Genomic DNA, 24,404 nt, shown 5'->3' on the forward strand with positions numbered 1-24,404 from the left:
TTCAAGACAGAGACGCAGAGAAGAGAACGCAAAGAAGGACTTTTGCAAGAGGTCTCTTCTACTTAATAGAAAAATTCTCAATTTTTGCACAACAAAATTCCTAACTTATTAAATAAGCTAGGAATCTAGGTCTTGCAATTTTTACAAAGCAACTTTACAGGCTGAAACTTAAGCTAAGAATTCATCTTGGGGGACGGGAAATATCCCTGCTGTAATTGGAGGAATCAGCTTTAATGATGTTAAACCACCAGCGATATTTGCTGCTTCTTCCTCAGATAAATTGGAAAAATCATCCTCTGAATACAGAGATGCGTTTCTTCTGGTGATCGCATTTTCTACAGCATCACCAATTAGATCGTTAATTTCGATGGGATTTTTATGGTTTCTGTGATTTTCGTTCATGTTGATTAGACTCTTTTTTCTAGTTAATCTTAGATGTTAACGCTTGGTAGTTAAACTACCTGAGATATTCTTATTTTCATAAAATCAGAGGATTTTTATTCAATTTAAAAAATTTAGATGGGATGAAAGTAAACCTGTTATGACACTGAAAATAAAATATAGTTAATTTTTATAATCTAATTTTTGATATATTTTTGCTAATCTAAACGGAAATATCATGAGTTACCCACAATCAGTCTAATCATAAATTTTTGGCTATTAATTAAAGTAGTTATGTCACGATCAACTTGCCAGTCAATGCATGTCTAATCTCTACACATCTTGAGCAGAAATTTTTCACAGTTTCATCTTATTCTTTTCTTGTTAAAAGAATACCTACCAAAGTACAGCTATTGTTACAATAAATACTCAATATTTACTAAGTAACCTTTTAAAGCTGCCAAAGTCAGCATTTGATTACATACTTAGCTTGATTTTTTCCAACTTGGTTGGTATTCTTGCTTTAAGAGAAAAATCTAATACATAAGATTCTGTTTCTCAGGCTTGATGAATGAGGCATGAGTTCAAATATTTACCAAAATTAATATTTGACTACTGCTTGGTTGTAAATAACAGCAACTCAATTATATCAAAAAGATGAAAAGTATATTTTGTCTTTTCAAATCAAGCTGTAATTGTTAATTTTTCTAGTGTGCTAAAACTGAGAAATTAAAATAGGCGATCGCCACAATTAAACGCAAGAAGTTTAATAGCAAATTTCAACAATTGTTCAACTATGAATCAAATCAATATTTTTGCTTTGTTTGTCTCTCAAAAAGCAGTCTTTTGTTCAAAATTGATAGCAGGATTTTCATGTGTTTTTTTGCTATCTAGCCCTACATATGCTGTTACACTTGGTACAAATTTAATTATCAACGGTGATGCTGAAAAAGGGCAAGGCGATGATATAGGTAATGCTGTTGGAACTGATATACCTGCTATTCCTGACTGGAATCCGATTGATAATTTTAGTGTTTTGAAATATGGTGCAACAGGTTTTGAATTTATCAATCCTAGAGGTGAAACAGTGCGCGTGAGTGGACTTCCTGATGCTAGCAGTCCAGGGCCACTAAATCGTGGCAATAATTTATTCTTTGGTGGTGCTGGTAGAAGTTCTTCTAGTGCATCTCAATCAATTAATGTTGCTGATTTATCCTCAATAATTGATGCAGGTAAAGGTGCATTTGATTTGAGTGCTTGGTTAGGGGGATATGCTACCGATTTAGATAATGTGTTATTTAGTATTGATTTTCTTAATCAAGATGGTAACTCTCTAGGTCAAGCAAGTCTCATTTCACCAACTCCAGAGGAACGAAGTAATCTTACTGCTTTATTATTTAAATCTACAAACGGTATATTACCAGTTGGTACACGAAAAATTGATGCAACTTTGAGCATGAATTATGTCCGAGGACGTGTCAATGATGGCTATGCTGATAACCTTTCACTGGTGATTACTAAAGTTCCAGAACCGTCAATATCGGGTGTTTTGATATTTGGTGTATCTTGTGTGATGGTTTGCGGACTGCGTAAAACTCGTCAGTTCTTGCAGTAGTTTGTCATGCTATCTTAATAAACTAGAACTTTCGTATTTTATGTAACAGTTTTCGGATACTATTTCACTATAGTTCCGAAAATTTTACAGGTATGAATAAATATTTCATTATTAAGTGGAATTCCTTGATTTAGCCGTAATATTACAGCGGTGCAAGGTTGATTTAATCACCTAATAAAGCAGATATGGATTGTAAAACAGCTACTTTGGTCTACCAAACAGAGAATCATTTGGAAAAAATTCGTGAGATTTTTCCGGCAGCTTGGAAGTTTTTAGAAGAGCAATCTTTTGCTTATGTCCAGGGAAAGGAAGATAAGTTCGACTCGGCAGTAAAAAATTTAATTGGTGAAGCCAACTTTAAATTTAGGATGGTTCACCGCGATGATAGAGACCAATTAACAAAAGACCTGACAGATTTATTAGGAGATATTACTTCACGCTTACTACTAGAAAAGTATTTCTCTGAACTAGTTGGTCAATCGATTTTCTTTAGTACGATTTGTTGCAATAGCCACATTACAGCAGACCACGAGATGAGTTTAGCAGAGGTTTTACCAATACAACGTGCAGCAGTTAAGTTGCAATAGCATTAGGGACTGGGGAAGATGAAGGGGATGAGGAAAAATAACTAATTCGCAATTCCCCATTCCCCTAATCCCCACTGCCATTTCGTGGGGCCCCGAGTTCCCCATTCCCTAACTAGAGAATTTTCCGACCAGTTAGAATTTCACGCACTTCTAGCATGGCTGAATAGGTGGGTAGAATGTTTAAAGTTTCATTGTTTGGTGTATGCTCTAATGCAGTAGCGATCGCCTGCTTTAAATCCTCTTCAACAATCAAATTTAACCTACTCTCACAAGACTTTTCACTATAGCATAGACGTAACGCCATATCATAAACGCGATCGCCACTGACAATTAAAGTTCCTCCTCGTTCGACTAATTTTTCAGTATCAACATCCCAAATCCAAGATACATCAGTGCCGTCGGGTGTGCGATCGTTTAAGACTAGCAGTGTTGTTTTATCGTTACTTTGCGTGACCACGCGAATTGTTTCATTCGTCCCTACAGGATTTTTGGATAATAAAATTCTTACCCGTTTGCCATTAATTTCTAACTCTTCTGCACGACCAAAAGCTGCTTGGAAGTTATTAATAGTATCTTTAATCGTTGCCTCATCGACTCCCAACTCTTTAGCAGCAGTAGCAGCAGCTAAAGTATTATATTTGTTGTACAAACCAACCAGAATCTGTTGCCATTCGCTACTTTGTAGTGTTGGTTGACTCTTACTAAAACCACACTTGGGACATGTGAAATCTCCTAAATGGGACAAGTAAACGCCTTGATAATTTAAAGAATATCCACATCTGGGACAGTAAATAGAATCAACGGCATGAGGAATAGCATCTAGGTATTGTTCTGGTTCATTGAGACCGAAGAATAACACCCGTTGGGGTAACTGTTGACCAAGATAAGACAAAGTAGGATCATCAGCATTGGGAATTACTACCGTTTCTAGTGGTAGGGTAGAAATGACTTTTGTCCAACGCTTGCTGATTGTATCTACTTCCCCGTATCTATCGAGTTGGTCGCGGAACAAGTTTAAGCACAGAATGATTCGAGGTTGGAGTGGTGTTAATACTTTCGGGACAATATTTTCATCTACTTCCAGAATGGCGTAATCAACATTTAGCGTACCAACCAAGTTAGTGTTTTCTAACAGCGCAGTCATTAAGCCATTTTCTAGATTTGCGCCTGTAGAGTTGTGAGCAATGCGGTAGCCTTTGCGTTCTAGGATTGTGCATAAAAGCAGCGATGTCGTAGTTTTGCCATTGGTACCAGCAACGAGAATCACCCCGTTTTTCACTTGCTGACTCAATAATTGTAAAAGCCGAGGTTCAATACGACGAGCAATCGAGCCTGGTAATACACTAGCAGCACCCAGACGTAGCGATCGCACCATAAACGTTACGCTTTTTGCCACTAACACCGCGAAACCTAGTCGTAGTCTATCTATGAGTTGTATTTTTTTTCCCACATGAATACCCTAATTTGTAATTTGTAATTTGGAATGGGGACGCGGGGACATGGGGACGCGGAGAAATTTTTTCCCACATCCCCCGGTTGGTGAGTTTCGACTACGCTCAACTACCGCGAAGTCGAACCACATCTTTCATAAAGAATGATAACCCCAGCCACTTGCGAGAGATAATCTCAGTAAGCGTTATCTTAAAAAAGAGTACGCGGTCATAGTCATGTATCCGGCGCGGTTTGTTGGATTCAGCACAAACTTACAGAAAATAGTAGCTTGAAAGGTTTCTTTAGATGACAAGTATAAAGTTGGATTTTTTACAAAAAAAAATAATCGCTAACTGGCGATGGTTGGTTTCCAAATGCCTGTTACTTATTGTTTGTATGTTAGCTATCAGTGTACAACCCGCAATAGCAGGTATTAATGACGATGTATATGATGGCAATATGTTCGTTGTTTATGCTGGTAATGGCTCACTAGTTCCGGCGAAAGAAACACTAGCACAATCTTTAAAGGAACATAAACCGACAATGTTGGCATTTTACGTCGATGACAGCAGCGATTGCAAAAAATATGCGATCGTTATTTCACAGGTACAGGAATTCTACGGTCGCGCGGCAGAAATTATCCCTGTAGATGTCGATACCATCCTACCTCAACAAACCTACGACCCTACAGAACCAGGATACTACTACTCTGGGGCTGTCCCTCAAATTGTAGTATTTAATCAATCGGGTGAGACAGTTTTAAATAAAAGAGGTCAAGTACCTTATGAAGAAATCGACGATAAATTTAGAGAAGTGTTTGATTTATTACCCCGTACCGAATCAGTACAGTTAAAGCGGCGTGCCTTCAATGAGTTCAGTAGCGAGTTAGCCAAGTAAATTTTAGGGTAGACCAATTTGGTCTGCCTTGATTTTTAGTGATATCTGCTACTACATTCCTTTTAATATCAAAAGATAATATTTAAATATCTGCTTTAAACATCCGTCATTTGACAACAAGTTATAAATTAGTTAGTAACACATAACTAATGACAAAGCGCAAAGTCTGAGCGCCGGCTTCCGACGAACAGAATTTTGTAACAGAGAACAAATGACCAATGACTAATAAAGTGTGTTCTGATGTCAAAGGTTTACACTACCGAGGAGCTAACCCAAATCCTAGCAGCCGAACGCCAAGCTTGCCTCAAAGGAGAGCGTTTGAAACTAGAAATAACAGCGTCTGGCAATCCTGTCATCGACCAGTTTATCAAAACCGATGGACTACAAAAGTTCACTGCCTATCAAGATTTTAAAGCTGCAATTCACGACTATCAAAGAGAACATCAAGTTTCAGGTATTGTTTGGCGAGAGATGATAGTCAAAGATAAAAGCTTGCGCTATCCAGATATAGATGCGGAGTTAATTGCTTTAGTTAGTGACTTAGATATCTTAAAAGCGGCAAAAAATTCTATTTTAGAATTTTGGTTTCAAGTCACTGAACAGATGGATTTATATCTAAGTTTTAATAACGGTAAACAACACCAACAAATTACAATACCAGATGTAGAAAGAATAGCTCAAAGAACAGAATGGGCAACTTTGTGGAAATGGCAAAACTCTAATTTTTTAGAAATAATTTTGCAGTTGGGATGGGGTAAACCAGAAGAAGCATGTTACAAAAGAGGAAGACCGCGATCGGGTAGTGAACATATCCATGCGGTAAATCCAGGAAATCAGCCTATTGGATGATTGAGAAAGTAAAACTTGAAATTTATCAAACCCCGACTTCTCACAAGAAGTCGGGGTTATTACTTATGACTAAATCAACTTTATAAAATACACATGAATTCAATTACTCGCTCTAGCTAAAGTATGAATACTGAATCACATTTCTACAACTATGAATTCCTCCGATCGCCAGAAGAAAAAATTCTGAAATTTGAGACAATGGAATTGTAGCAGTTAAGTAGTCAATAGCTTTCAAATAATTGGAAGCAAACAAACTATGAAACCCATATTTTTAACAGCAGCAGCTTTATTTAGTACACTGTGTTTAACAATTCCTAATCCTGTCAGAGCAGAAAATAACGCCGCTGTTAGGCGCTTGCTTGAAACTAGAGAATGTTTTGGATGTAATTTAACAGGCGCTAACCTCAAAGGCGCTCATCTCATAGGTGCTGATTTAAGAAACGCAAATTTAAAAGGCGCAAATTTAGAAGGTGCAAATCTAGAAGGTGCCGATTTAACGGGTGCAAATTTGAAATCAGCCAATCTCACAAAAGCTTTTGTCAGTGGTACTAGCTTAAATAATGCTAATCTTACCAATGTTAATTTGAGTGATGCTCAATTACATAACAGCGATGTTAATGGTGCTGTCTTAGCTAATATCAACTTGAGCGGTGCAGACGTATTTAATACAGCGATTAGTGTTGGTGGTGAATATTAATTAATAGACCTCTTGCAAAAGTCGGATAATCGCCAGAAAATTCATTTTCTGGCTGATAACTCAAGTCGGTTTCAACCGACTAATAACAGTATTTTTAGTCCGTTTCAACGGACTTTTGCTATTAGGCAGAGACTTGAGTCTCTGACGGTTCAAGTATTTTTGCAAGAAGTCTAATGAAGAGTAGGAGTTAAAAACTGAAATTAACTCCTAACTCTGTGTTCTCTAGCTTTTACTCGCCAGTAATCGACAGTTCATTAATCCAAACTCGAGGACAAACGCCTCCAGGAGTCAACTCTACCTCTTTCTCAAGATAAATAATCGATTTCAAAAGTTCTAAGAAATCACCAGCAACAGTAGCTGATTCAATGCTCGTCCTGACACCTTTGTTGACTATCCAGCCGTCAAAAGGTAAAGAAAACGAGCCTTGTAAAGATTTAACTCCTGCATGGAGAGCATGTAAATCATCGATCAAAATCACATTTTCAGCAGTTTCCAAACTAAATTCTTGCTCAGGAACTGCTGCCGCAAAAATGTGATAAAAATTAGGGCTAATGTTAACTTTTGCACCAATACTTGCATTACCTGTTGGTTTAGCATTCATCCTCTTAGCAGTGCCTGCACTGTGGAGAAAGCTAGTTAAAACACCATTTTCAATTAGCAAAACCTGACGAGTAGGAGTTCCTTCACCATCAAAAGATTCTGCGCCAATGTTAGCTGGGTGCAGTGCATCATCATAAACTGAGAGCAGAGGCGAGGCAATTTGCTTACCTAGATCATCAGGAGTAGATAAACTCTGCTTATCTAGAATATTTTGAGCGTTGAATAAATTAGAAAAAGCACCCAACAAACTTAAAAAAGCTTCAGGAGAAAAAACAACTCGATATTTATTAGTTTTGACTTTTTCGTAGTTCAAATGACTAATAGTTTTTTCTGCTGTTTCTTTGATACAACCATCAATGTCTAGCTTATCTAAACTCTGGTTGACTCTATAAGCGCCTGCACTGCGAGGTTTTTTGCCTTCCTCTTCAGTTTTGCTGTAAAGATAAACCGATGCCAAAGAGTGAGATTCTTTCCTGACTGCACCATCGCTATTAAGATAGAATCTGTCAACATCTCTCTGTGCTAATCCGTTGTAAGGCACTCCTTTAATCGCTGGATGAGCTGTTAGTAATTCTTTTTCTGCTACTAACAATTTGTCTATCAATTCAGAAACAGGTGCGTGAAGTGCTTTCTCTTGAGGATGATCTGGAATGGGAATAGTAGCTTCTGGACTAAAGTCAGGGACGTTTTCTTTAACGCCAAAGAAGCTTGCTTCATAGGCAGTTTTGAGAGCTAATTCTAGTCCCTTGGGATCAACATCAGTAGTGCTGGTGACACCCATCGTATTATCTTCATTCCAAACACGAACGGTAACACCAGAGCGATTTGAAGCTTTGACTTGTTTTGGCTCACCTTGATCTACCTGTACACTAGTTTCGTCTACTGTTGAGCCGTAAATATCAAATTTCTTAATGCCTAACTTCTGGGCATTATCCTTGGCGTGATTTGCAATCTCGTTGATATTCGCCATATTCAAGTCCAAATCCCAAATTACTGCTATTTGTAGAGGTGCATGAATTTTACTAAGTTTGTAGTAAGCATTTTAGTATTTACTACAAACTTATATAATTTAGCGTCCACCTACTGTTATGGAATCAACCTTAATATGAGGTTGTCCAACTGTGGTGTAAATACTGCCGCTGATAGAGCCACAAAAACCTGGAGCAATTTCCAAATCTTGAGAACACATGGAAATTTTGTTCATAATTTCTTTGGCTTCACCGATGAGGATAGCTCCCTTGAGGGGTTTGGTAATTTTGCCATTTTCTATCAAGTAAGCTTCATCGACACTAAAGTTAAATTGGCCTGTAGCACCGACGCTACCGCCACCCATTTTTTTACAGTAGACACCTTTATCTATAGAGGCAAACAAATCCTCATTGGTATATTCGCCAGTGGCAATGTAAGTATTACGCATCCGGCTAGCTGCGGCAAAGGTATAATTTTGGCGGCGTCCGCTACCAGTTCTGGGGTGTCCGGTGCGCCAAGAACCAGCTCTATCTGCTAAGAAGTTTTTGAGGACGCCTTTTTCAATTAGTAGTGTTCTTTGAGCTGGCATACCTTCGTCATCCATATCAATTGTGCCAAAGGCATTGTCAGCACGCCCTTCATCCCAAGCTGTGAGGCTTTGGTGAGCAATTTTTTCGCCTTTTTTGTCAGCAAAGGGAGAGGTATTGCGTTCAATTTGAGTGGTTTCTAGCAAGTGTCCACAGGCTTCGTGGAAAATCACACCACCAAAGTGATTAGCCATGATGATGGGGTACGTACCTGATTCTACGTAATCTGCATAGAGCATTTTCCCGGCGGATTCTGCTATTTGTTCAGCAGCTTGTTGATAATCCCAGGTTCTGAGGAAGTTGGCATCGCTAGTATTACCAGCACGTTCACCGATAGAGGCACGATTAGCACCATCAGCGCACAAAAGGTTAAATCCTACAGATTGGGTGAGGCGAATGTCACGAGCAAAAGTGCCATCACTGGCAGCGATTAAGACTTCTTGCCAATCGCGAAAATAGGTAGCGCGACGCGATTGTACATGGCTAGCTTTTCGCTGGAGTTGAGCTGTGCCATCTAAAAGGACTTCTCCCATTTCGCGCATGGAACTACATAAAGCTAACCACCCATCTTTGCCTCTTTTAGTGGCGTAGTCTCTCAATAGCTCTAGGTTGATTTCTGGGATGAAAGCATTAGCAACTGGTAATTGTAACCCTAAAATAGATAGACCTTTTTCTAGGGCTGCTTTTAACCCGGAAAATGAAAGGTCATTAGTGCTGACGTAGCAGTCGGCTTTGCCTCGAAATACTCTAACTCCAGCACCTGTAGCCAGACTTGGCGAAATACTGGTGATGGCGTCGTCTTCTGCCAAGCAACTGATATAGTTGCGACGTTCTAAGAAGAATTCGATAAAGTCAGCCCCAGCGGCGCGTCCTAGTCCCAGGAGGGTAGCCAGGGGGGCTTGCCAGGTTTCATCGAACCGCTCTGGCGTGGAAGAATATTGCAGGGTGGGAAGTTGATTTGAAAGAATTAGCGTACTTGTAAGCATGGGTAGCCTCGTCTGCTGGCGTAATCAGAGATTTGACTGAAAAATCCTGGTGTGTTTAGTCTAACAAATCAGTGAAAGCCGCAGTCGGCAGTCGGGCGGTAGAGGTTCCCCTACTTTGGAAGCTTACTCTCTATCCTTTAATGCCAATGAAAAGGAAATATTGTAAAGTTCTACCCCTTTTGACAGCCATCACCAGCTCATCATGATGCAGGAGTCAAAGATAAAATACAGTTTCCTAAACTTTATTTTGCGACAATAAGGGTAAAAGTTCTATGCATTGTCAATACCCACAAGCGCCGTTTTGCCTCAATAAGGAATATAACAAATGAGTTCGTATGCTTTTTGGAACAACAAAGGTGGCGTGGGAAAGAGCTTTCTTTGCTTTGTGGCTGCTGCTGAATATGCTCACCGTCACCCCGATACAGATGTTTATGTAATTGACCTTTGTCCCCAAGCGAACGTCTCAGAAACCCTACTAGGAGGATATCTCAATAGTCCAAAGGCACTACATTCTTTGAGCAGTAAGATACCACGCTCGACAGTGGCTGGCTACCTAGAAGCGCGTCTTAACTCTCCCTTCCAAATGATTACCGATGTATCTCCTTATATTTGTAATATAAGTGAATTCAATCCACAAATACCAGAAAATCTGAGGCTCGTGTGTGGGGACAATCTTCTCGAAATCATTTCTGAAGCAATTAGGCAAACTTCTCAACTTCAAATACCAATTGATGCTTGGAAACAGGTGCTTAGTTGGATTCGAGATTTAACAGTTGCTCTGCGTAAATATAGTGGTGAGCGAGATGCCTTGTTTTTAATTGATTGTAACCCTAGTTTCGCTGTATACACACAGCTTGGTCTGGTTGCCGCAGAGGGCGTAGTTGTCCCATTCACTGCGGATGATAGTTCGCGTCGTGCGATTGAGAATGTAGTTGCACTTTTATATGGCATAACTGATCCTAATACTGCACCATATGCAAGAATTAGCTTTGCAAAACGTGCAAAAGAAGAAGGAGTATCTGTGCCAAAATTACATACCTTTGTGAGTAATCGAGTAACGATGTATGAAGGTAAAGCTGCCTCTGCATTTATAGCTGTGAACAAAATCATTAAAAAGACGATGGATGATATACATCAGAAAAATCGTCATATTTTTGCTAATCCTAAAGACTTACCGAGCAAAAGTTTCATTGAAATTCCCGATTATCACAGTGCATGTGTAGTTGCAGCGACAACTGGCACACCTTTGCATAGGCTTAAACCAGGACCAAAAAAAATTGGTGAGGAGCGGGTGCAATTAAATCCAGAACCATTACAGAGATATCGAGATGCGCTTGAAGAATTTGTGAATTGTCTCTAAGAGCATCATCGTGCCATCACCAGCAGCATTAAAATACGACATTGCGGCTCAAAAGGCTCGTATACTACGTGAAACTGCGACAGATCCTCGCTTACGCCCAATATTAAGCAGTCAAACTCAAGTTTATTACCATTCTGCTTTAGCGATGTTTGTCGCTGGATGGGAGGCTTATATTGAAGAACTTGTTCGCAACTTTTTTGATGTCACTGCAAACCCCTTAGATCCTCAGTTTCATGCTGTACATTCTATTGCTAAAAATGCGGCAGAGCGATCGCTCAAACAATTTAATACGCCAAATTCAGATAATTCACGTAACCTTTTGGTTCAATATACTGGCTATGACCCCATCAATGATTGGGTTTGGTCAAAAAGAAGCATGAACGCCCTAGCTACTCGACAGATGCTCAACGATGTTCTGCAAGTCAGGCATAGTTTTGCTCATGGCTTTCCCATACCTGCATTTTCTTGGACACAAACACCGACTGGGAAAGTTCGGCTAACTGCTAAAGCTATTAAGGATGTTGATAAGTTACTACAATATCTTGTAACTGCTACTGATCTTGGCATGAAACGAAATATTCAAATCATTTATGGGATTGTTGCTCCCTGGTAATAAGTATCATGATCTTTAGTAAACCAGATTTTGTCCAAAAATGTTGATTTTTCAGATTCATGAAATCAGATCCCTAGCCGCGATCGCAACCCTAACAACTTTCATCAGTTAAACTTTATAAATCGAGATGTCAAACAAAAGAATTTCATCAGACAAAAGCAACATAATATCAAAGTTTACGTTTCTTAACGGCTTGGGCTGGATTTCCAGCGTAAATCATCATCGGCTCTAAAGAGCGTCCAGTTACTCCACCCAAAGTTAGCACTGCGCCACGACCAATAATCACTCCAGGGCCAATTACACACTTGGCTGCAATCCAACTACTTTCTTGAATGTGGATAGGGGCAGTCATTAATTTAAAATCGGGATGATTCCAGTCATGATTGCCGGTGCAGAGATAGACGCCTTGAGATAGGCAAACATGACTTTCGATGGTGACAGGAGCTAGGTTATCTATCCAGGTGTCTTCTCCTATCCAAACAAAATCACCAATGATTAATCGCCAAGGAAACTTGACGCGCACCCCGGGTTTGATGCGGACTTTTTGACCGATTTGTGCCCCAAAGGAACGGAGTATCCAAACTTTGAAAGCTGATGTGGGAAGCCAACGGTTTTCTACTAAAGGTGATCCCAAGAAATACCACAGCAGTTGTTTCCAGTAGGATGCACCAGGATGATATGTACCAAGAGTGTAACTGTCTAAACGCATATTTGTAGTAAATTGATTGCTGGGTGAAGACTGGCCCCTGTACGACCTGTGAGAATCCAAAGCAGACAACGACCAACATCACGCAGAATGGGCAGGATTGGTTCTTTGGGTTTGTCTGATTGCACAGATAATGGTGTGAAAGCGATACCCCGACTACCAAGAATGAGGGTAGCGATCGCCTTGGCTCTGGGCATATGAGAAGCTGAAGTAATTAAATAGAGATGCTGAAAGTTTCTGTGTTTAAAATCTGAAACGAGGGTGGTAAAATTTGTGACTGTATCAACAGCACGGTAGTCGAGGTGCAGACGACTGTCTGGGATGCCGGCGGCTCGAAAAATCTCATATGCCATACTAGGGGGCGAACCAGAAGAAACCCATATTTCTAGGGATGGGTACCAGCGAGCGAGTTCCGCTGTATACTCTTCCCTATCTATCCATGCACCAAGGGTAAGAATAGCTTGGGGTTGAGGAGCCTGGTGAAAAGCGATCGCTAAACGCACTGGAATGATCAGCAGCAATGTTACAATCAACGCTGTTAAAGCCCAAATCCAATATTTCTTGAGTTGCCTAAAATACCATTTAATCAATTATTTACTACCCTCATCATTAGGATTAGATACTGTCTGGTTGACCCATCAATTGTAAAAGAGATGTTTTTCGGATATCGTGCTGCATTCCATAGTCAGTTGTGCCAAATTCTACTTGTAACATTAGGCGGTCTTTGTTAACTGGAGTTGTACCTTTATGGAAACAAAAAGTATCTTCAGCGAAACCAAAGCCTGCTTGACCGCAAATCGATATTAAAGAGTCACGACCATAAGAGTTGAAAATTTCTGCATCTGTTTCTCGCTTTGGTAGTAATAAATGCGAGAGCTTCTTGTGCTTATGACTACCACGAATACAAACATGAGGCCCATTAAATTCATCAACATCTGTTAAGTAAAAGAAAAACTTTAAAAATCGGTAATCATCTATATCATAATGAAACATTTGGAATGATTGTCTTCTTTCTTTATCTGTTATGTCTCCTGTAAAACTCCACCAGAGAAGATTTCCTTGATGCACAGGTTTATGCTCTAAATACTTGGCAGCTATTGCTAGTAATTTAGGGTCATTTTGTAATTTATTAATGGCTGTGCAAAGCGAACTTGTATTAAAATAACCAGCTAAAGCTAATTTCTGATTGTAATAGCTTTCTGCTAATTGCTTTTGATGATAATAAAATCCTAATTTAGGTTGGCGATAGCCATAACATGGTTGAGAATAAGCGAACCAAACAATTTCTTTGACTATTTCTTCGGTTAGATTAATACCTAAATATAAACCTTCTTTTTTCAGGCTGGTAACGACGCTATCTACGTTAATATCTGGAAATAAAGTGTTGCTTTCACTTACTACAGATAACTCAGATACCTTAGTTGAAATCTTTGACAAAAATTCTATCAAAGCTCGCCCTACATTGAATCTTGCTAGGTTTCGCATTAAAAGCCATCGGGGATTTTTAGTTAACCCGACATAATTTTCATAGCAAATGTCATATAGCAGCAAATAAATGTTGTGGAATTGGTTGACCATGATTGTTTAAACCTCTTGAGATCATCAAAATGTGGTTAATCATTTTAAATGTGTTATGTATCTGGATATTGAAGAAGGCAGAAGGCAGGAGGCAGAGGGCAGAAGGGACAATTAAGAAGGGGATTCAGACCCCTCCTTAATTGGGGCCACTGAACTTCGTTTCAGTGGGGGTCTTAAACCCTTACTCCCTCCGGTCGTGGCAGAGTGCAGAAAACAGTATTCCTTCTGCCTCCTGCCTTCTGCCCTCTGCCTTTCTTGATAAACATGAATTAACTCCGACTTCGGTGAGAATTTGCACTATAAAAAAGCACAGACGCGCCATGAGTGACGCGTTTCGATAATCATTAGACCTCTTACAAAAGTCCTATTTTTCGTTTTAAATGTCTGAAATTTTGAATTTCTATGATTCTTTTTGCTCTAATTTTTCTGCTTCAATGAGACGAATTGCTAAGATAATTTCTGCTAAAACACGTTGAAATGCATAGTACCAACCATGCCAGCCATCAAGAAGACCTCCTTTAAGAATTAGGCAATATATAAGAACAATAAAAGGAGCGAAAATCTTTTGTTTGCGGATGCGATCGCTCAAACATAGCTCGCTTTGAGGAGTGTGTAATAATTTTTTTACTTCGATGATTGCGTAACGGTCTTGTGCCCAAAGCCAACGGTTTAGAGGTTTGCGATCGTCGTGGTAAACATAACCAGATAAAGTTGCTGATTTACCTTTTACTTCTAAGAGTTGGGTGTGTCCATCATCAATATAAATGGATTTGTTTTTCCTAAATAAAACTTGCCGTGGGGGAAGTATTGTAGCTCGCAGAGGTTTACCAAAAACACAATATTTGAATTGGGCAAAGTAGCCATCTATTGCGGAATTTGGGGATAGTTCTTTAATTTGGGCAATCAGTAAATCTGAAACTGTGTAGTCTGCATCCAGAGAAAGCACCCACTCGGAACTAACTTGCTCTAAACCATAATTCCATTGTGTGGCGTGGGTGTCAAATTTTCGTTGCCAAACTTTAACTTGAGGATAAGATGCTAAGATCTCTAAAGTTTCATCGGTACTGTAACTATCAATTACTATAATTTGCTTTGCCCAAAGCAGCTGTTTGAGAGTCCGCTCAATGTTAGGTGATTCGTTGTAGGTCAGGATGAGTGGGGTAACTTGATCTAGCATAAATTAGGAAATTTTTTGTTGATGATTGTCCAGAATAGATTGATATATTAAAACTAATTTTGCAGATATATTTTCCCAACTATAGTTGTTTGTTACGAATTGATTAGCGCGATCGCCCATTTCTTTAGCTTGTTGAGGATTTTTTAAGTACTCATCCAAAGCATTAGTAATTTCTAATACATCTAATTTGGGAACGTAACCTAGTTGGTGTTGTTTGACAACAGAAGCTAGGGCTACACCGGGAGTCACAAGCACAGGCAGACCTACAGACAAAGCTTCTAGGACTGCGACGGCAAAGTTTTCGGAGTGAGAAGTCAGCACAAACAGGTCTGAACCTTGGATTAATGTATCTTTGGTTTCTCCTTCGACAAATCCGACAATGTGGGTGCGATCGCGCATTCCTGTAGAGATGAGCAAAGATTCTACTTCAGCTTCGTAGTCTGGAGTTCCACTACCTGCCAAAATGAAACTGAAACGGTGATGGGTCAGTTTGCTCAAAGCTGGGATGAGGTAGTCTAAGCCTTTTTTATGATGTAAGCGAGACAAGAATAAAATGACTGGTTCATCTTGAGGAATATTTAAGCGTTGCCGTAAAAGATCGCGAGCATTGACAACTTGATTTGGCCAAGACAATCCCAAAGGTAATATAAAATTAGGCGTGCGTAGTCCCAGGCGAGAAACTTCTTTTTGTTCTTGTTCAGCAGTAAAGTGAATAGCTTGACTAGAGTTGAGGTTCGTTCGCTCAATTAATTTGAGATAATTTTGCTTTTTACGGGTGCTTTGCTGCAAAGACCACTCGCATAACAAACCATGTGGAGTCACGATGTAAGGAATTTGTTTCCAACGGGCGATCGCCATGGCGATCGTCGATGGGTAGGAGAAGAGGGCGTGAACATGTACCAAATCATATCGAGAAATATTCTGCCAGAGCCATTTTGTCAGTTGCCCCGAAAAAGCGTATTCTCTGACGGCTTTGACATTTGGTGAAAAGCGTTGGAAAAACCAAACTGGAACTTGCTCATACTCAATGAGCTGTTGTAAAGGCACATCTAATAAGCTATCTCCATTGTCGTTAGTCGTAGCAATTTCGGCATCGATATTCTCGGTTCTTAATGCCTTGACCATATCTAAAACAGCCTGACTTGTACCACCCCGTACTTTAGGTACAGATGGAATTACATGGAGAATTTTCATAATTAAAAGTTTTTATTGTTATTTACGCCTAATTGTGGATTAAAAGCTTTAAAAAGATTGATTTGCTTTTGCCTGCCATGACATATATTCATTTTGCATATGGTCAACATCAAGTAAATATTTTCCTAATGATAAATATAGGAGTAATGCAATTACAGGAAAACTCAGATTTCCTAAGAAAATTGCTTCTGTAAAACTTCCTGATAATAAGCAGGATAAACCAGCGATCGCTACACTACTATGGATAAAATAAGCAGGTTTTTTAATACTTAAACTATGCAGCTGCAAAATCATTTTCAAACATCCAAATCCCAACAGAAGTGTCGGAATAAAACCGATTAATCCTAGTGTTGCTCCCGCAGCTAACCAGGTACTTTCACCATAAAGCAAACGGTCTCCCTGGGGAGGTGCGCCGAACAGAGGATTACTCACGAACATGGCCCACATACCTGACCAGGCACCCTCACGGGTGTTTTGATTAGAAAGATATCTGTTGGGTTCTGCGGTCTCGCTAGTTACTACATCCGGACTTGTAAATGAAGAGACGATAAAATATAACAAAGCAATAAATAAACCAAGACGGATTAATTTACCTGATCTTTGGCGATAAAAAGATAAAACCGCAGTTATACCCATAATTGCGCCAGTGCGGGAATTAGTGATGAATAAAAAGTAACCAACAATCAACAAACTAGCTATCCAAAAAATCTTTTTCCAATCCCATTTTTGATATCTTTCCACGCAGAAAATTAAGCAAGGGATTGTCCCAGCCAACAAAACAGCGGCATGTTGCGAACTACCAGTAGTTCCTAAAAATCTTCCTTGAGCAACTTTCATGGCATTAAGATTAAAAACTCCCTGATAAGAGCAGGCGATCGCAAAAATCACACCAGTCATCGCCAGGGCCCAAACCCCAAGGTGAAAGTTTCGCTCATCTTGCAGCCAACGGGAAGGCCCTAACTTGAGCATTAGTGCCAATGCCCCAAAGGTAATTAATCCCAAAAAAGCAAAGTTGGCATCCGCAAAAAATAAGGTCTTAAAAAAAATTACAATCTGAACCGCTATCAAATATTTAGTTGGCTGTGGTAGGAGTATGCGACGCCATCCATTTGCCGTCTGTATGCCTAACAAAATCAGCAAAGCTAGTAGGATGATAGTTAAAGGGCGACCAGCATCGCGGATCTGTTGTAAAGGAACAACTAGGGCCGGTGGCTCTAGTATCCATTGGTCTTGGTACTTTCCCAGGGAAGCTGCGTAACAGCAAAACGAGAAGATCAGCCAAGCCAAACGTCGTGAGCGTTGAGCTTGTTGCAACAATACCAGACCAATGGCAATCGCTAAAAAGCCATAAGGACTAAAGATCAGATTTAAAAGTTGATCTACAAAATTGACAGACATGTGTTAGCGTTTTATCCAAAATTATTAGCCAAGCGATCGCTTGTCGTATTGCTCTTGACTACTTTTGTCTGGTGTACGCTATGTATAAGTTCCCGCCAACGACTTGCCCAAATATTAGCGGCGTAGGGAGCGGCCAATTCTTGCGATCGCTTGCCCCATAATGATAAGTTGGCATGTTGCTGATGTAAACTTAACATTGCCTTTGCTAGGGCGATCGTATTTTCTTGGGGTACGATTAAACCGTTATACCAAGGGCGAATCACCTCAACTGCTGAGCCACAAGCATCTGTACAGATAATCGGCAAACCAGCCGCCGCCGCTTCTACTAAAGCCAAGGGCCAAGGATCAAACCTACTAGGTAGGATGAAAGCCCCCGCTGATTCCCATACAGACTGCATTTCGGTGGGCTGTAAAAACCCTCGATTCTCAATCCCTGGCTGTTCCTGTAACTGAGATTCTAAGGGCCCTTGTCCGCAGCACACCAATTTCCACGGTTGGGATACTTGGGAGCGGTAAATTTGGTAAGCTGCCACTAACACATCAATAGCCTTGACAGGCACATAACGGCCGACAAACAAAAAAGAACGCGGCCATTGGGGTTGGAGTCTTTTTTCCCACAGCGGTGCCCAAGCATCGTAATCGATACCATAAACCCCACGAGTAATCTTTGCGGGTTCTATTCCCAAGCGGAGAGCATACTGCCAACTGCGTTCTCCAGCAACCACAACTTGATCCATGCGTTGCAAGTACGAACGGAGAAACCAAGGAGCCAAAAGTTGCTTCCAAGTACCCCACCAGGGGGTATCCATTGTCATAATCACAGCAGTGTGCTGCAATTCGGCAGCAAACGCCAACTGCCGATAAGGTTTGTGCATCCAGCCGGGGATAACTATAATATCTGGTGATTCGGCTATCACCAGACGCTTGATCAACTCAACATCTTGTCTTTGTGGCAAATCCAAGAGCTTGCAAGGAATGCCCTGCATGAGTTGATCAGAAAATGCCGTTTCAGTACGGGCAGCAAAAGCAAGGACAGACACATCAATCTCTGATATCTGACATAAAGCTCGCCAGCAGGCAGCCATGTAACCGGAGATATCAGCCCAGCAAAAGACAATTTTCAGTGTTTTCACGAGTATTTACGCAGCAAATTAACCAATCTATCAACACAGCAATCCCACGTAAACTGTTGGGCATGGTGGTGCCCTAGTTGGATGTAATGATTACGTAGAGTTGCATCTTTCTCTAGATTAATCAAAACATCGGCGATCGCCCCAACATTTTCTGGTTCCATAACAATTGCCGCTGCACCTCCAACATCAGCCAGCGCACCACGATTGGCAACAACAGCAGGTACACCAGCTGCCATTGCTTCTAACATGGGGATACCAAATCCTTCATATAAAGATAAAAAAAGTAAAGATGATGCCATGCGTAGGAATTTTGGCAAATCATCTTCAGCTACTAAACCTTGAAGAATAACGTTATCTAATGTACTAGCCGCCTCGCTCAATTTTGGCTCATTAGCACCGACAACTAAAATTTTCAAGGAACTATGGCGGAGTTTTAATTCTTTAGCTACTTTCAGTACATGTTCGCCTCCTTTCTTATATCTCAAACCGCCAATTACAATCGCATAAGGATCTGAAATTGGAGGCTGCAAATACTTTGGATCAAGATTAGCAATATTAAAAAAACCCTCATCTACCCCATTACCAATAACTGTAATTTTTTCGGGTTTGATACTAAGCAAATCAATAATTCTTTGTTTACTATACTGAGAAACAGTACAAATATGATCTACTCGATTAAATACTTGAGAAATCCATATTTTTGTTTTCCATCTTTGCCAAGTGTGACTTTTACTATTTGCCCAAGGTAAATTTGGTTCCAATGTATGCATATCATGCATAGTAATTACTATGGGAATATTTTTTTTAATCGGCACATACTCGGCGACAGGAGAATACACACAATCTGTCACTCCGATAAATTTATCCATTTTCGGAAAGCCAGAAAACTTCCACAGGCGTTCAGTTAGCAGTCTGCCATAAGGATAAGTGCAAAGATGAAAATCACGCAGAGGAGCGCGGGGATCAAGTTTATGATCTGCGCCTACATCCTGTTGAGAAATCAGCAATGAAATATCAAATTCCTGACGCTGAGATAGACCAAGCAGCATGTTATTAATGTGTCTACCTACACCTGTACAAGGCAAATATGTACGTTCAGGTTGAATATATGCAGTAATATGCATTTCGCTAGTTAATTAATATTATTTGGCTAATTTTGAGTAATAAATATGTTTCAAAGCTAAGATACTAACAGCATAAAATTTATACAGTACCGGCTGATGAATTAATTTAGTCATGAGCTTGTCATAGAAAGTAACTTTGCCGTTAAAACTATCGAGCTTAGCTAAAATTTGCTGTTGAGTTACCTCTGTAGTAAAACCATGTTCTTTGAGAAGTTGAGATTTGACTTCAGACGATTTGCTGGAATTATTTAATAACAAATCGCACAAAGAATTTAGCTGCAAGCAGATATTCTGATTATCAAACTTCTTTAAAATCTGACCACGACCAGTTTGACCCATTTTAGTAACTTGGGAATAATTACCAGCTAGTTCTAACATTGCCTCCATAAAAGCATTGGCATTATTAACTACTATTCCTGTTTTTTGATGTTCTATAACCTCGACCTGACTATTGTCTTTACTGGGAGAGCTTAATGTAATTATAGGAGTTTCACATAAGAGTGATTCTGCTAAAACTATGCCAAAACTTTCGCCTATGCGAGCAGCGTGCAACATCACATCCATCGTTGAATAGAGGAGACGCAATTCATTGTCATCAACGACTAAGGGAATAATAAATACTTTACTACGAATATGTGCAGGTAAATTTTTAACTTGCTCTGCAACTGATGGAGGCGGGGCTACTAATATTAACGATATATTATTTCGTTGTTGTGCTACTTTGGCAAAAGATTCTACTAGAACAGGATGCCACTTAGCCTCGCAATTAGAACCGATGCGGCCAAAGACAAAATCATTTTCTGGAATGCCAAGTTTTTGTTTTTTAGTAAGAATATTTTCTGCTTTGCTTCTATAAAAATTATCTGTAACTATAGAATTAGGCAAAACCGTTGCCAAAGGTTTGTATTTCAGAACTTTTGCCCATTGTTGCCATTTCCATAAACACCATTCTGTGAGATGTAAATGTAAGTCTATATATCCTGGGGGAATTTGATAATCTACACGGGAAAAAATATTGGTTTCAAATATTAGGGGATTTATATTATCTTTTAACTTGATGATGATTTGATTAATTTTTTCATCATACATGCCTGGTCGATGAATGTGTACAATATCAGGTGTCCAATTCAAGATATTGTTCCAAGCATCTTGGTCAAGCTGTAAACAGGAATACTTAATTCCTTCGTTGTCTAAAAATTTTGTTCTACTACCAAGTCCACTAATAGTTAAAACCTGTACTTCATGTCCCAGGTTTTTCATACCTATAGAATAGTTTTGAGCAACTCTTTGAGAACCTCGATATTCTAAGTCATCTAATATTGTTAAATATTTCATCAGATTTAGTTATTTTTTAATTAGGCTTTATGAATGAATATTTGAAAATAAGAGTTTTATTTTCACGCAGAGACGCTCCAGACGCAGAGAGTTATAAGAGAATTTAGTTTGTTTTCTTTCTATATGTCTCGGCGGTTTGTTTACTTAAAATTTATTCTTGATTTTATGATAAAAGGTATTAACTAAGCGATTTCTGCGAACAGTTTCTTTTAAAAAGTTAATAGGACGCAATAAGTTATTTTTCCAGTCATAAAAAGCACTGGATAACCAAGATGATTTCAAAAGTCTATACTTTTTGAATAGTGAACGTTCAGGCATAATTGAGTTAAATGATATGCCTGCCCAGTGCAAAAGAATCAATCTTTTTTTATGATCTGAGCCGCCATAGTCCCATAAATAATATTTTTCATCTTTTTGATAAATTTTTCCTGGTTGTTTTGCCCAACCATTTTGACAGATACCGCCAAGTACGTCTGCAATATGTCCATAATGTATCGGCTTCAGATCACAGCAGTAATTGATGAAGGCTTGGTCTGTATTCCGAGGATTTAGTTGATTCCGAATTTTTAGGGCACTCTCTGCTAATTGTTCAAATTCTTCTAGAGAAAATAGTCCTTTACGCGCAGCCCACCGACCAGAATTGAACCCCCGACCCCGACCTTTTCTAATTAAGTTTTGACGAAATGTTCCTTGTTCATAAACTTGGTCAATGGCGCAGTCGTAATATAAAAAGTCAAATTTCAGCGTTTCGATAGCTTCAAGGATAGGTTTAAGATCAGCTAATATAAGTTGCCTAGCATCTAAGTAAATAAAGTAATCTAATACTCCCCAAAATGATGCGTAGCGTCTAAACCAGTAGGGGCCAGTGGGAGTATAACCTAATTCAAATGCTTGACCTATGGCTTCTAAGCGCGAGAAAGATAAACTAGTATCATTAAATACTTCAAAATTATAGATATCGCTTAATTGCAGTAGACGATCGCACTGATCATTAAATGGGATCAAAATCAGCCGTAAATCTGGGTTATAGGTTCTGAAGCTGTTGAGAAATGCGATCGCCCATTCATAAACTACATCATTAGCAGAAAAATAGACTCCAATAGCTGAGTTTTGTACCATATTTGACAAAAGTATTTAATCAATACTGCGATATTTTTGTATAGCTTTTACCCATTTTGACGGCAAGAGGTTTTTGATTTTCCGGGTAATATTTTGATGGATAAAGAATCCATAATATTCTCTCAAAAAATATTTATGTCTTTTTAAAGGACTAGCAAGACGCCTACTGATTCGCCAGCGTTCTTTTGTATAAGAGAGCAAATCTCGATTATCACCACCCGAAGCATCAAATTTGGCAATAATTAAAGGAATTTCCTGAAATTTATAACCATCTGCATAGAGTCTCACTAAAATATCATGGTCTGCACACCAAGTCAGCGATGTGTCAAATGAGTACTGTTGTTGTAATTTTCGTTTGACAAAAATACTCTGATGACAAGTAAGAATTTCACACCAAATTTCAGCCAGGTTGCGGGGCTGTTTTTTGATAATTTGCGTTTGATATTTGTTAACGAGAATGGACTCAAACCCTCCATAGACAACATCGACTGAGTTATCAAGATATTTGGCAACTTGAGCAAGAGTATCTACTGCAAAAAATTGATCACCAGAATTCATAAATATGATCCAATCTCCAGTAGCTGCTAAGGCTCCTTTGTTCATTGCATCATAAATTCCAGCGTCTTTTTCACTTACCCAATAGGATATACTCTGGTGATTCTCACGTAAGAAACCTACTGTACCATCTTGTGAGCCTCCATCGATCACGATGTATTCTATATTTTTATATGTTTGGGATGTGACGCTAGAAAATGTTGTTTGTAAATCTTCAAACCGATTATAGGTAATCGTTACAATAGAAATAATTGGTAAATTTTTATCAAAGCAATGCTTTGATTGATCGACTTCAGGAGTCATTTTTTTATATGTTTGTTAACTAATTCCAGTTTTTGATTAAATTTGCTAAGGACTTGACATCAATTAAGATGTCTTCACCCATGAGATGAGGATCTTGATATTTTTCCGGTCTTTTACCTTCTCCAATAAAATAATAGTAATCAAGTTTCATGTTGTTAGCGATCGCCCAAAAACAAACATTTACATAATTGGGTGAAAATAATTCCAGAATTTTCGTGCCGACGGTACAAAATATCAGATTAGATAAGCCAGCGCCATGAGGCGCTACAATCATCGCTGCAGATGAAAATAACGAAGCCTGTTCAGTTATTGACAAGTCTTCAAGATTTAATATTTTAAAATCTAAATCTTGCAAACAATCAATCAATTCGATTTCATTGATTACCCGGCGATGTGATGCTTTTCCCCGACTTATATATATTTTTTCTGTCTTTTCGATTGCATCATTAACTAATAATTCTTTTTTTAAAAAATCACAAGCCCATTGAGGTATATTACCAGTATATCCCGGCAAGGATGGTACAACCAAGCGTTTGGCTTTGATGTGAGGATATTTACAACTTTCTAAAATTTTATTTTCAGGAATTCCTAAAATTTTGAGTGTCTCTTTTTGAAATTTATAGCGTAAGCTATTAACTAAAAATTTATCTATAAAATCTATATCAATACCGCTTTGATTCAGCAAATGAAGACGTGGTAAAACGTCAAACATCCAATGAAAATATGCGTTTCCCCCAGCCGCAGACAAAACAGCAACTGTTCCATCTATATACTCTATACTGGGTAATTTCCATTGCTTAAGTATCGAATGATCACTAACATTTGTGGCAATCTCAACTGATAAATCAGCCAAAAATTTATCATCAGGAGTAATGATCGTGCCGTTATGACCCCACACACGACCTTCAGGTATTAAAGTAATAAATGTTTCTGGATATTCGTGACTATACTCTATCTCAAACTTCCAATGGATTTCACTCTCTATAGTTTTTGGAGGATTTCTGTGTATTGAACTTTTGGGATATATGTTAATTAGATTTGCCTGAAGTTTTTTGCTGCTATCACTAAAATCTAGTAACCAATCGCATGTAGTTATGTAAAAACCTTTAGGTGGGCCTAAGAATTCTGATTTAAACGGTAGCTTCCCAAGCAAATGTACATATTGGAAATATATAGATTTAATAGTTTTTTTAATTAGATTAAGCATTAC

The 24,404-nt window shown here is 39.0% G+C and carries 24 protein-coding genes; 8 read left to right on the top strand and 16 right to left on the bottom strand.

All coding sequences use genetic code 11. The features are described 5' to 3' along the window. Window positions 1-168 precede the first annotated feature (168 nt). On the bottom strand, window positions 169-402 hold the full coding sequence (locus AC5JMF_RS01880; protein WP_495794026.1) for a hypothetical protein: 234 nt from the start codon (window positions 400-402) through the stop codon (window positions 169-171). A gap of 775 nt (window positions 403-1,177) precedes the next feature. Between AC5JMF_RS01880 and AC5JMF_RS01885 the strand changes: the two genes are divergently transcribed. Further along, window positions 1,178-1,996, top strand: a complete 819-nt coding sequence (locus AC5JMF_RS01885; RefSeq protein ID WP_495794027.1) for a PEP-CTERM sorting domain-containing protein — start codon at window positions 1,178-1,180, stop codon at window positions 1,994-1,996. Between the two features lie 185 nt (window positions 1,997-2,181). Then, entirely contained in the window at window positions 2,182-2,583 is a 402-nt protein-coding gene (locus AC5JMF_RS01890; protein WP_495794028.1) for a hypothetical protein, read from the top strand. A gap of 112 nt (window positions 2,584-2,695) precedes the next feature. Here AC5JMF_RS01890 and AC5JMF_RS01895 read toward each other — a convergent pair whose 3' ends face one another. Continuing rightward, window positions 2,696-4,033 carry a MurT ligase domain-containing protein gene (locus AC5JMF_RS01895; RefSeq protein ID WP_495794029.1) on the bottom strand — a complete coding sequence of 446 codons (1,338 nt, stop codon included), beginning with the start codon at window positions 4,031-4,033 and terminating at the stop codon, window positions 2,696-2,698. A 287-nt stretch (window positions 4,034-4,320) separates the two neighbouring features. Here AC5JMF_RS01895 and AC5JMF_RS01900 point away from each other — a divergent pair, with 287 nt between their 5' ends. The 4 genes from AC5JMF_RS01900 to AC5JMF_RS01915 all read left to right on the top strand — a co-directional run bounded on the left by AC5JMF_RS01900 (window position 4,321) and on the right by AC5JMF_RS01915 (window position 6,631). Then, window positions 4,321-4,911 carry a thylakoid membrane photosystem I accumulation factor gene (locus AC5JMF_RS01900; protein ID WP_495794030.1) on the top strand — a complete coding sequence of 197 codons (591 nt, stop codon included), beginning with the start codon at window positions 4,321-4,323 and terminating at the stop codon, window positions 4,909-4,911. 240 nt (window positions 4,912-5,151) lie between these two features. Continuing rightward, the gene (locus tag AC5JMF_RS01905; protein ID WP_495794031.1) at window positions 5,152-5,760 is read left to right on the top strand and encodes a hypothetical protein; all 609 of its coding nucleotides are present in this window, start codon (window positions 5,152-5,154) and stop codon (window positions 5,758-5,760) included. Window positions 5,761-6,016: 256 nt separating this feature from the next. Beyond that, on the top strand, window positions 6,017-6,457 hold the full coding sequence (locus AC5JMF_RS01910; protein ID WP_495794032.1) for a pentapeptide repeat-containing protein: 441 nt from the start codon (window positions 6,017-6,019) through the stop codon (window positions 6,455-6,457). Window positions 6,458-6,469: 12 nt separating this feature from the next. Then, complete coding sequence (locus AC5JMF_RS01915; RefSeq protein WP_495794033.1) at window positions 6,470-6,631, top strand: hypothetical protein; 162 nt, start codon at window positions 6,470-6,472, stop codon at window positions 6,629-6,631. Window positions 6,632-6,686: 55 nt separating this feature from the next. Here the strand turns inward: AC5JMF_RS01915 and AC5JMF_RS01920 are convergent, their stop codons facing one another. Together AC5JMF_RS01920 and AC5JMF_RS01925 are read right to left on the bottom strand one after the other, a co-directional pair. Continuing rightward, the gene (locus tag AC5JMF_RS01920; protein ID WP_495794034.1) at window positions 6,687-8,027 is read right to left on the bottom strand and encodes a TldD/PmbA family protein; all 1,341 of its coding nucleotides are present in this window, start codon (window positions 8,025-8,027) and stop codon (window positions 6,687-6,689) included. A gap of 99 nt (window positions 8,028-8,126) precedes the next feature. Continuing rightward, window positions 8,127-9,599, bottom strand: coding sequence for a TldD/PmbA family protein (locus tag AC5JMF_RS01925; RefSeq protein ID WP_495794035.1), 1,473 nt, complete (start codon window positions 9,597-9,599; stop codon window positions 8,127-8,129). 325 nt (window positions 9,600-9,924) lie between these two features. Here AC5JMF_RS01925 and AC5JMF_RS01930 point away from each other — a divergent pair, with 325 nt between their 5' ends. After that, window positions 9,925-10,959, top strand: coding sequence for a ParA family protein (locus tag AC5JMF_RS01930; RefSeq protein WP_495794036.1), 1,035 nt, complete (start codon window positions 9,925-9,927; stop codon window positions 10,957-10,959). A 10-nt stretch (window positions 10,960-10,969) separates the two neighbouring features. Further along, window positions 10,970-11,572, top strand: a complete 603-nt coding sequence (locus AC5JMF_RS01935) for a HEPN domain-containing protein (protein ID WP_495794037.1) — start codon at window positions 10,970-10,972, stop codon at window positions 11,570-11,572. 169 nt (window positions 11,573-11,741) lie between these two features. Here AC5JMF_RS01935 and AC5JMF_RS01940 read toward each other — a convergent pair whose 3' ends face one another. The 12 genes from AC5JMF_RS01940 to AC5JMF_RS01995 form a co-directional block, all read right to left on the bottom strand. Further along, the gene (locus AC5JMF_RS01940) at window positions 11,742-12,281 is read right to left on the bottom strand and encodes a WcaF family extracellular polysaccharide biosynthesis acetyltransferase (RefSeq protein ID WP_495794038.1); all 540 of its coding nucleotides are present in this window, start codon (window positions 12,279-12,281) and stop codon (window positions 11,742-11,744) included. Next, window positions 12,272-12,868, bottom strand: coding sequence for a YdcF family protein (locus tag AC5JMF_RS01945; protein ID WP_495794039.1), 597 nt, complete (start codon window positions 12,866-12,868; stop codon window positions 12,272-12,274). Before AC5JMF_RS01945 ends, AC5JMF_RS01940 begins: the two co-directional genes overlap by 10 nt. Window positions 12,869-12,893: 25 nt before the next feature. Beyond that, a complete protein-coding gene (locus AC5JMF_RS01950) occupies window positions 12,894-13,856 on the bottom strand; it encodes a phytanoyl-CoA dioxygenase family protein (protein ID WP_495794040.1) in 963 nt (320 codons plus the stop codon). Window positions 13,857-14,256: 400 nt separating this feature from the next. After that, window positions 14,257-15,033: a glycosyltransferase family 2 protein gene (locus AC5JMF_RS01955; RefSeq protein ID WP_495794041.1), complete on the bottom strand. Its 777-nt coding sequence runs from the start codon at window positions 15,031-15,033 to the stop codon at window positions 14,257-14,259. Between the two features lie 3 nt (window positions 15,034-15,036). After that, a complete protein-coding gene (locus AC5JMF_RS01960) occupies window positions 15,037-16,227 on the bottom strand; it encodes a glycosyltransferase (RefSeq protein WP_495794042.1) in 1,191 nt (396 codons plus the stop codon). A gap of 48 nt (window positions 16,228-16,275) precedes the next feature. Further along, window positions 16,276-17,625 carry an O-antigen ligase family protein gene (locus tag AC5JMF_RS01965; protein ID WP_495794043.1) on the bottom strand — a complete coding sequence of 450 codons (1,350 nt, stop codon included), beginning with the start codon at window positions 17,623-17,625 and terminating at the stop codon, window positions 16,276-16,278. 11 nt (window positions 17,626-17,636) lie between these two features. Beyond that, on the bottom strand, window positions 17,637-18,758 hold the full coding sequence (locus AC5JMF_RS01970) for a glycosyltransferase family 4 protein (protein WP_495794044.1): 1,122 nt from the start codon (window positions 18,756-18,758) through the stop codon (window positions 17,637-17,639). Further along, window positions 18,755-19,882 carry a glycosyltransferase family 4 protein gene (locus tag AC5JMF_RS01975; protein ID WP_495794045.1) on the bottom strand — a complete coding sequence of 376 codons (1,128 nt, stop codon included), beginning with the start codon at window positions 19,880-19,882 and terminating at the stop codon, window positions 18,755-18,757. The genes AC5JMF_RS01970 and AC5JMF_RS01975 overlap by 4 nt, the downstream gene beginning before the upstream one ends. 18 nt (window positions 19,883-19,900) lie before the next feature. Continuing rightward, a complete protein-coding gene (locus AC5JMF_RS01980; protein WP_495794046.1) occupies window positions 19,901-21,217 on the bottom strand; it encodes a glycosyltransferase family 4 protein in 1,317 nt (438 codons plus the stop codon). Window positions 21,218-21,361: 144 nt separating this feature from the next. Then, window positions 21,362-22,336 carry a hypothetical protein gene (locus AC5JMF_RS01985; protein ID WP_495794047.1) on the bottom strand — a complete coding sequence of 325 codons (975 nt, stop codon included), beginning with the start codon at window positions 22,334-22,336 and terminating at the stop codon, window positions 21,362-21,364. Between the two features lie 15 nt (window positions 22,337-22,351). Continuing rightward, the gene (locus tag AC5JMF_RS01990) at window positions 22,352-23,194 is read right to left on the bottom strand and encodes a glycosyltransferase family 2 protein (RefSeq protein WP_495794048.1); all 843 of its coding nucleotides are present in this window, start codon (window positions 23,192-23,194) and stop codon (window positions 22,352-22,354) included. A 19-nt stretch (window positions 23,195-23,213) separates the two neighbouring features. Then, window positions 23,214-24,401 (bottom strand): glycosyltransferase family 61 protein, encoded by a 1,188-nt coding sequence (locus tag AC5JMF_RS01995; RefSeq protein WP_495794049.1) that lies wholly within the window; start codon window positions 24,399-24,401, stop codon window positions 23,214-23,216. Window positions 24,402-24,404: the final 3 nt, after the last annotated feature.

It is taken from the genome of Desmonostoc vinosum (assembly GCF_059505385.1).

Bases quoted from the DNA above. Each gene is read 5' to 3' on its own strand.
- AC5JMF_RS01975 (WP_495794045.1), bottom strand. From the start codon at position 19,882: ATGCATATTACTGCATATATTCAACCTGAACGTACATATTTGCCTTGT.
- AC5JMF_RS01910 (WP_495794032.1), top strand. From the start codon at position 6,017: ATGAAACCCATATTTTTAACAGCAGCAGCTTTATTTAGTACACTGTGT.
- AC5JMF_RS01920 (WP_495794034.1), bottom strand. From the start codon at position 8,027: ATGGCGAATATCAACGAGATTGCAAATCACGCCAAGGATAATGCCCAG.
- AC5JMF_RS01880 (WP_495794026.1), bottom strand. From the start codon at position 402: ATGAACGAAAATCACAGAAACCATAAAAATCCCATCGAAATTAACGAT.
- AC5JMF_RS01980 (WP_495794046.1), bottom strand. From the start codon at position 21,217: ATGAAATATTTAACAATATTAGATGACTTAGAATATCGAGGTTCTCAA.
- AC5JMF_RS01905 (WP_495794031.1), top strand. From the start codon at position 5,152: ATGTCAAAGGTTTACACTACCGAGGAGCTAACCCAAATCCTAGCAGCC.
- AC5JMF_RS01925 (WP_495794035.1), bottom strand. From the start codon at position 9,599: ATGCTTACAAGTACGCTAATTCTTTCAAATCAACTTCCCACCCTGCAA.
- AC5JMF_RS01890 (WP_495794028.1), top strand. From the start codon at position 2,182: ATGGATTGTAAAACAGCTACTTTGGTCTACCAAACAGAGAATCATTTG.
- AC5JMF_RS01940 (WP_495794038.1), bottom strand. From the start codon at position 12,281: ATGCGTTTAGACAGTTACACTCTTGGTACATATCATCCTGGTGCATCC.
- AC5JMF_RS01985 (WP_495794047.1), bottom strand. From the start codon at position 22,336: ATGGTACAAAACTCAGCTATTGGAGTCTATTTTTCTGCTAATGATGTA.
- AC5JMF_RS01930 (WP_495794036.1), top strand. From the start codon at position 9,925: ATGAGTTCGTATGCTTTTTGGAACAACAAAGGTGGCGTGGGAAAGAGC.
- AC5JMF_RS01965 (WP_495794043.1), bottom strand. From the start codon at position 17,625: ATGTCTGTCAATTTTGTAGATCAACTTTTAAATCTGATCTTTAGTCCT.
- AC5JMF_RS01900 (WP_495794030.1), top strand. From the start codon at position 4,321: ATGACAAGTATAAAGTTGGATTTTTTACAAAAAAAAATAATCGCTAAC.
- AC5JMF_RS01995 (WP_495794049.1), bottom strand. From the start codon at position 24,401: ATGCTTAATCTAATTAAAAAAACTATTAAATCTATATATTTCCAATAT.
- AC5JMF_RS01990 (WP_495794048.1), bottom strand. From the start codon at position 23,194: ATGACTCCTGAAGTCGATCAATCAAAGCATTGCTTTGATAAAAATTTA.
- AC5JMF_RS01960 (WP_495794042.1), bottom strand. From the start codon at position 16,227: ATGAAAATTCTCCATGTAATTCCATCTGTACCTAAAGTACGGGGTGGT.
- AC5JMF_RS01885 (WP_495794027.1), top strand. From the start codon at position 1,178: ATGAATCAAATCAATATTTTTGCTTTGTTTGTCTCTCAAAAAGCAGTC.
- AC5JMF_RS01955 (WP_495794041.1), bottom strand. From the start codon at position 15,033: ATGCTAGATCAAGTTACCCCACTCATCCTGACCTACAACGAATCACCT.
- AC5JMF_RS01950 (WP_495794040.1), bottom strand. From the start codon at position 13,856: ATGGTCAACCAATTCCACAACATTTATTTGCTGCTATATGACATTTGC.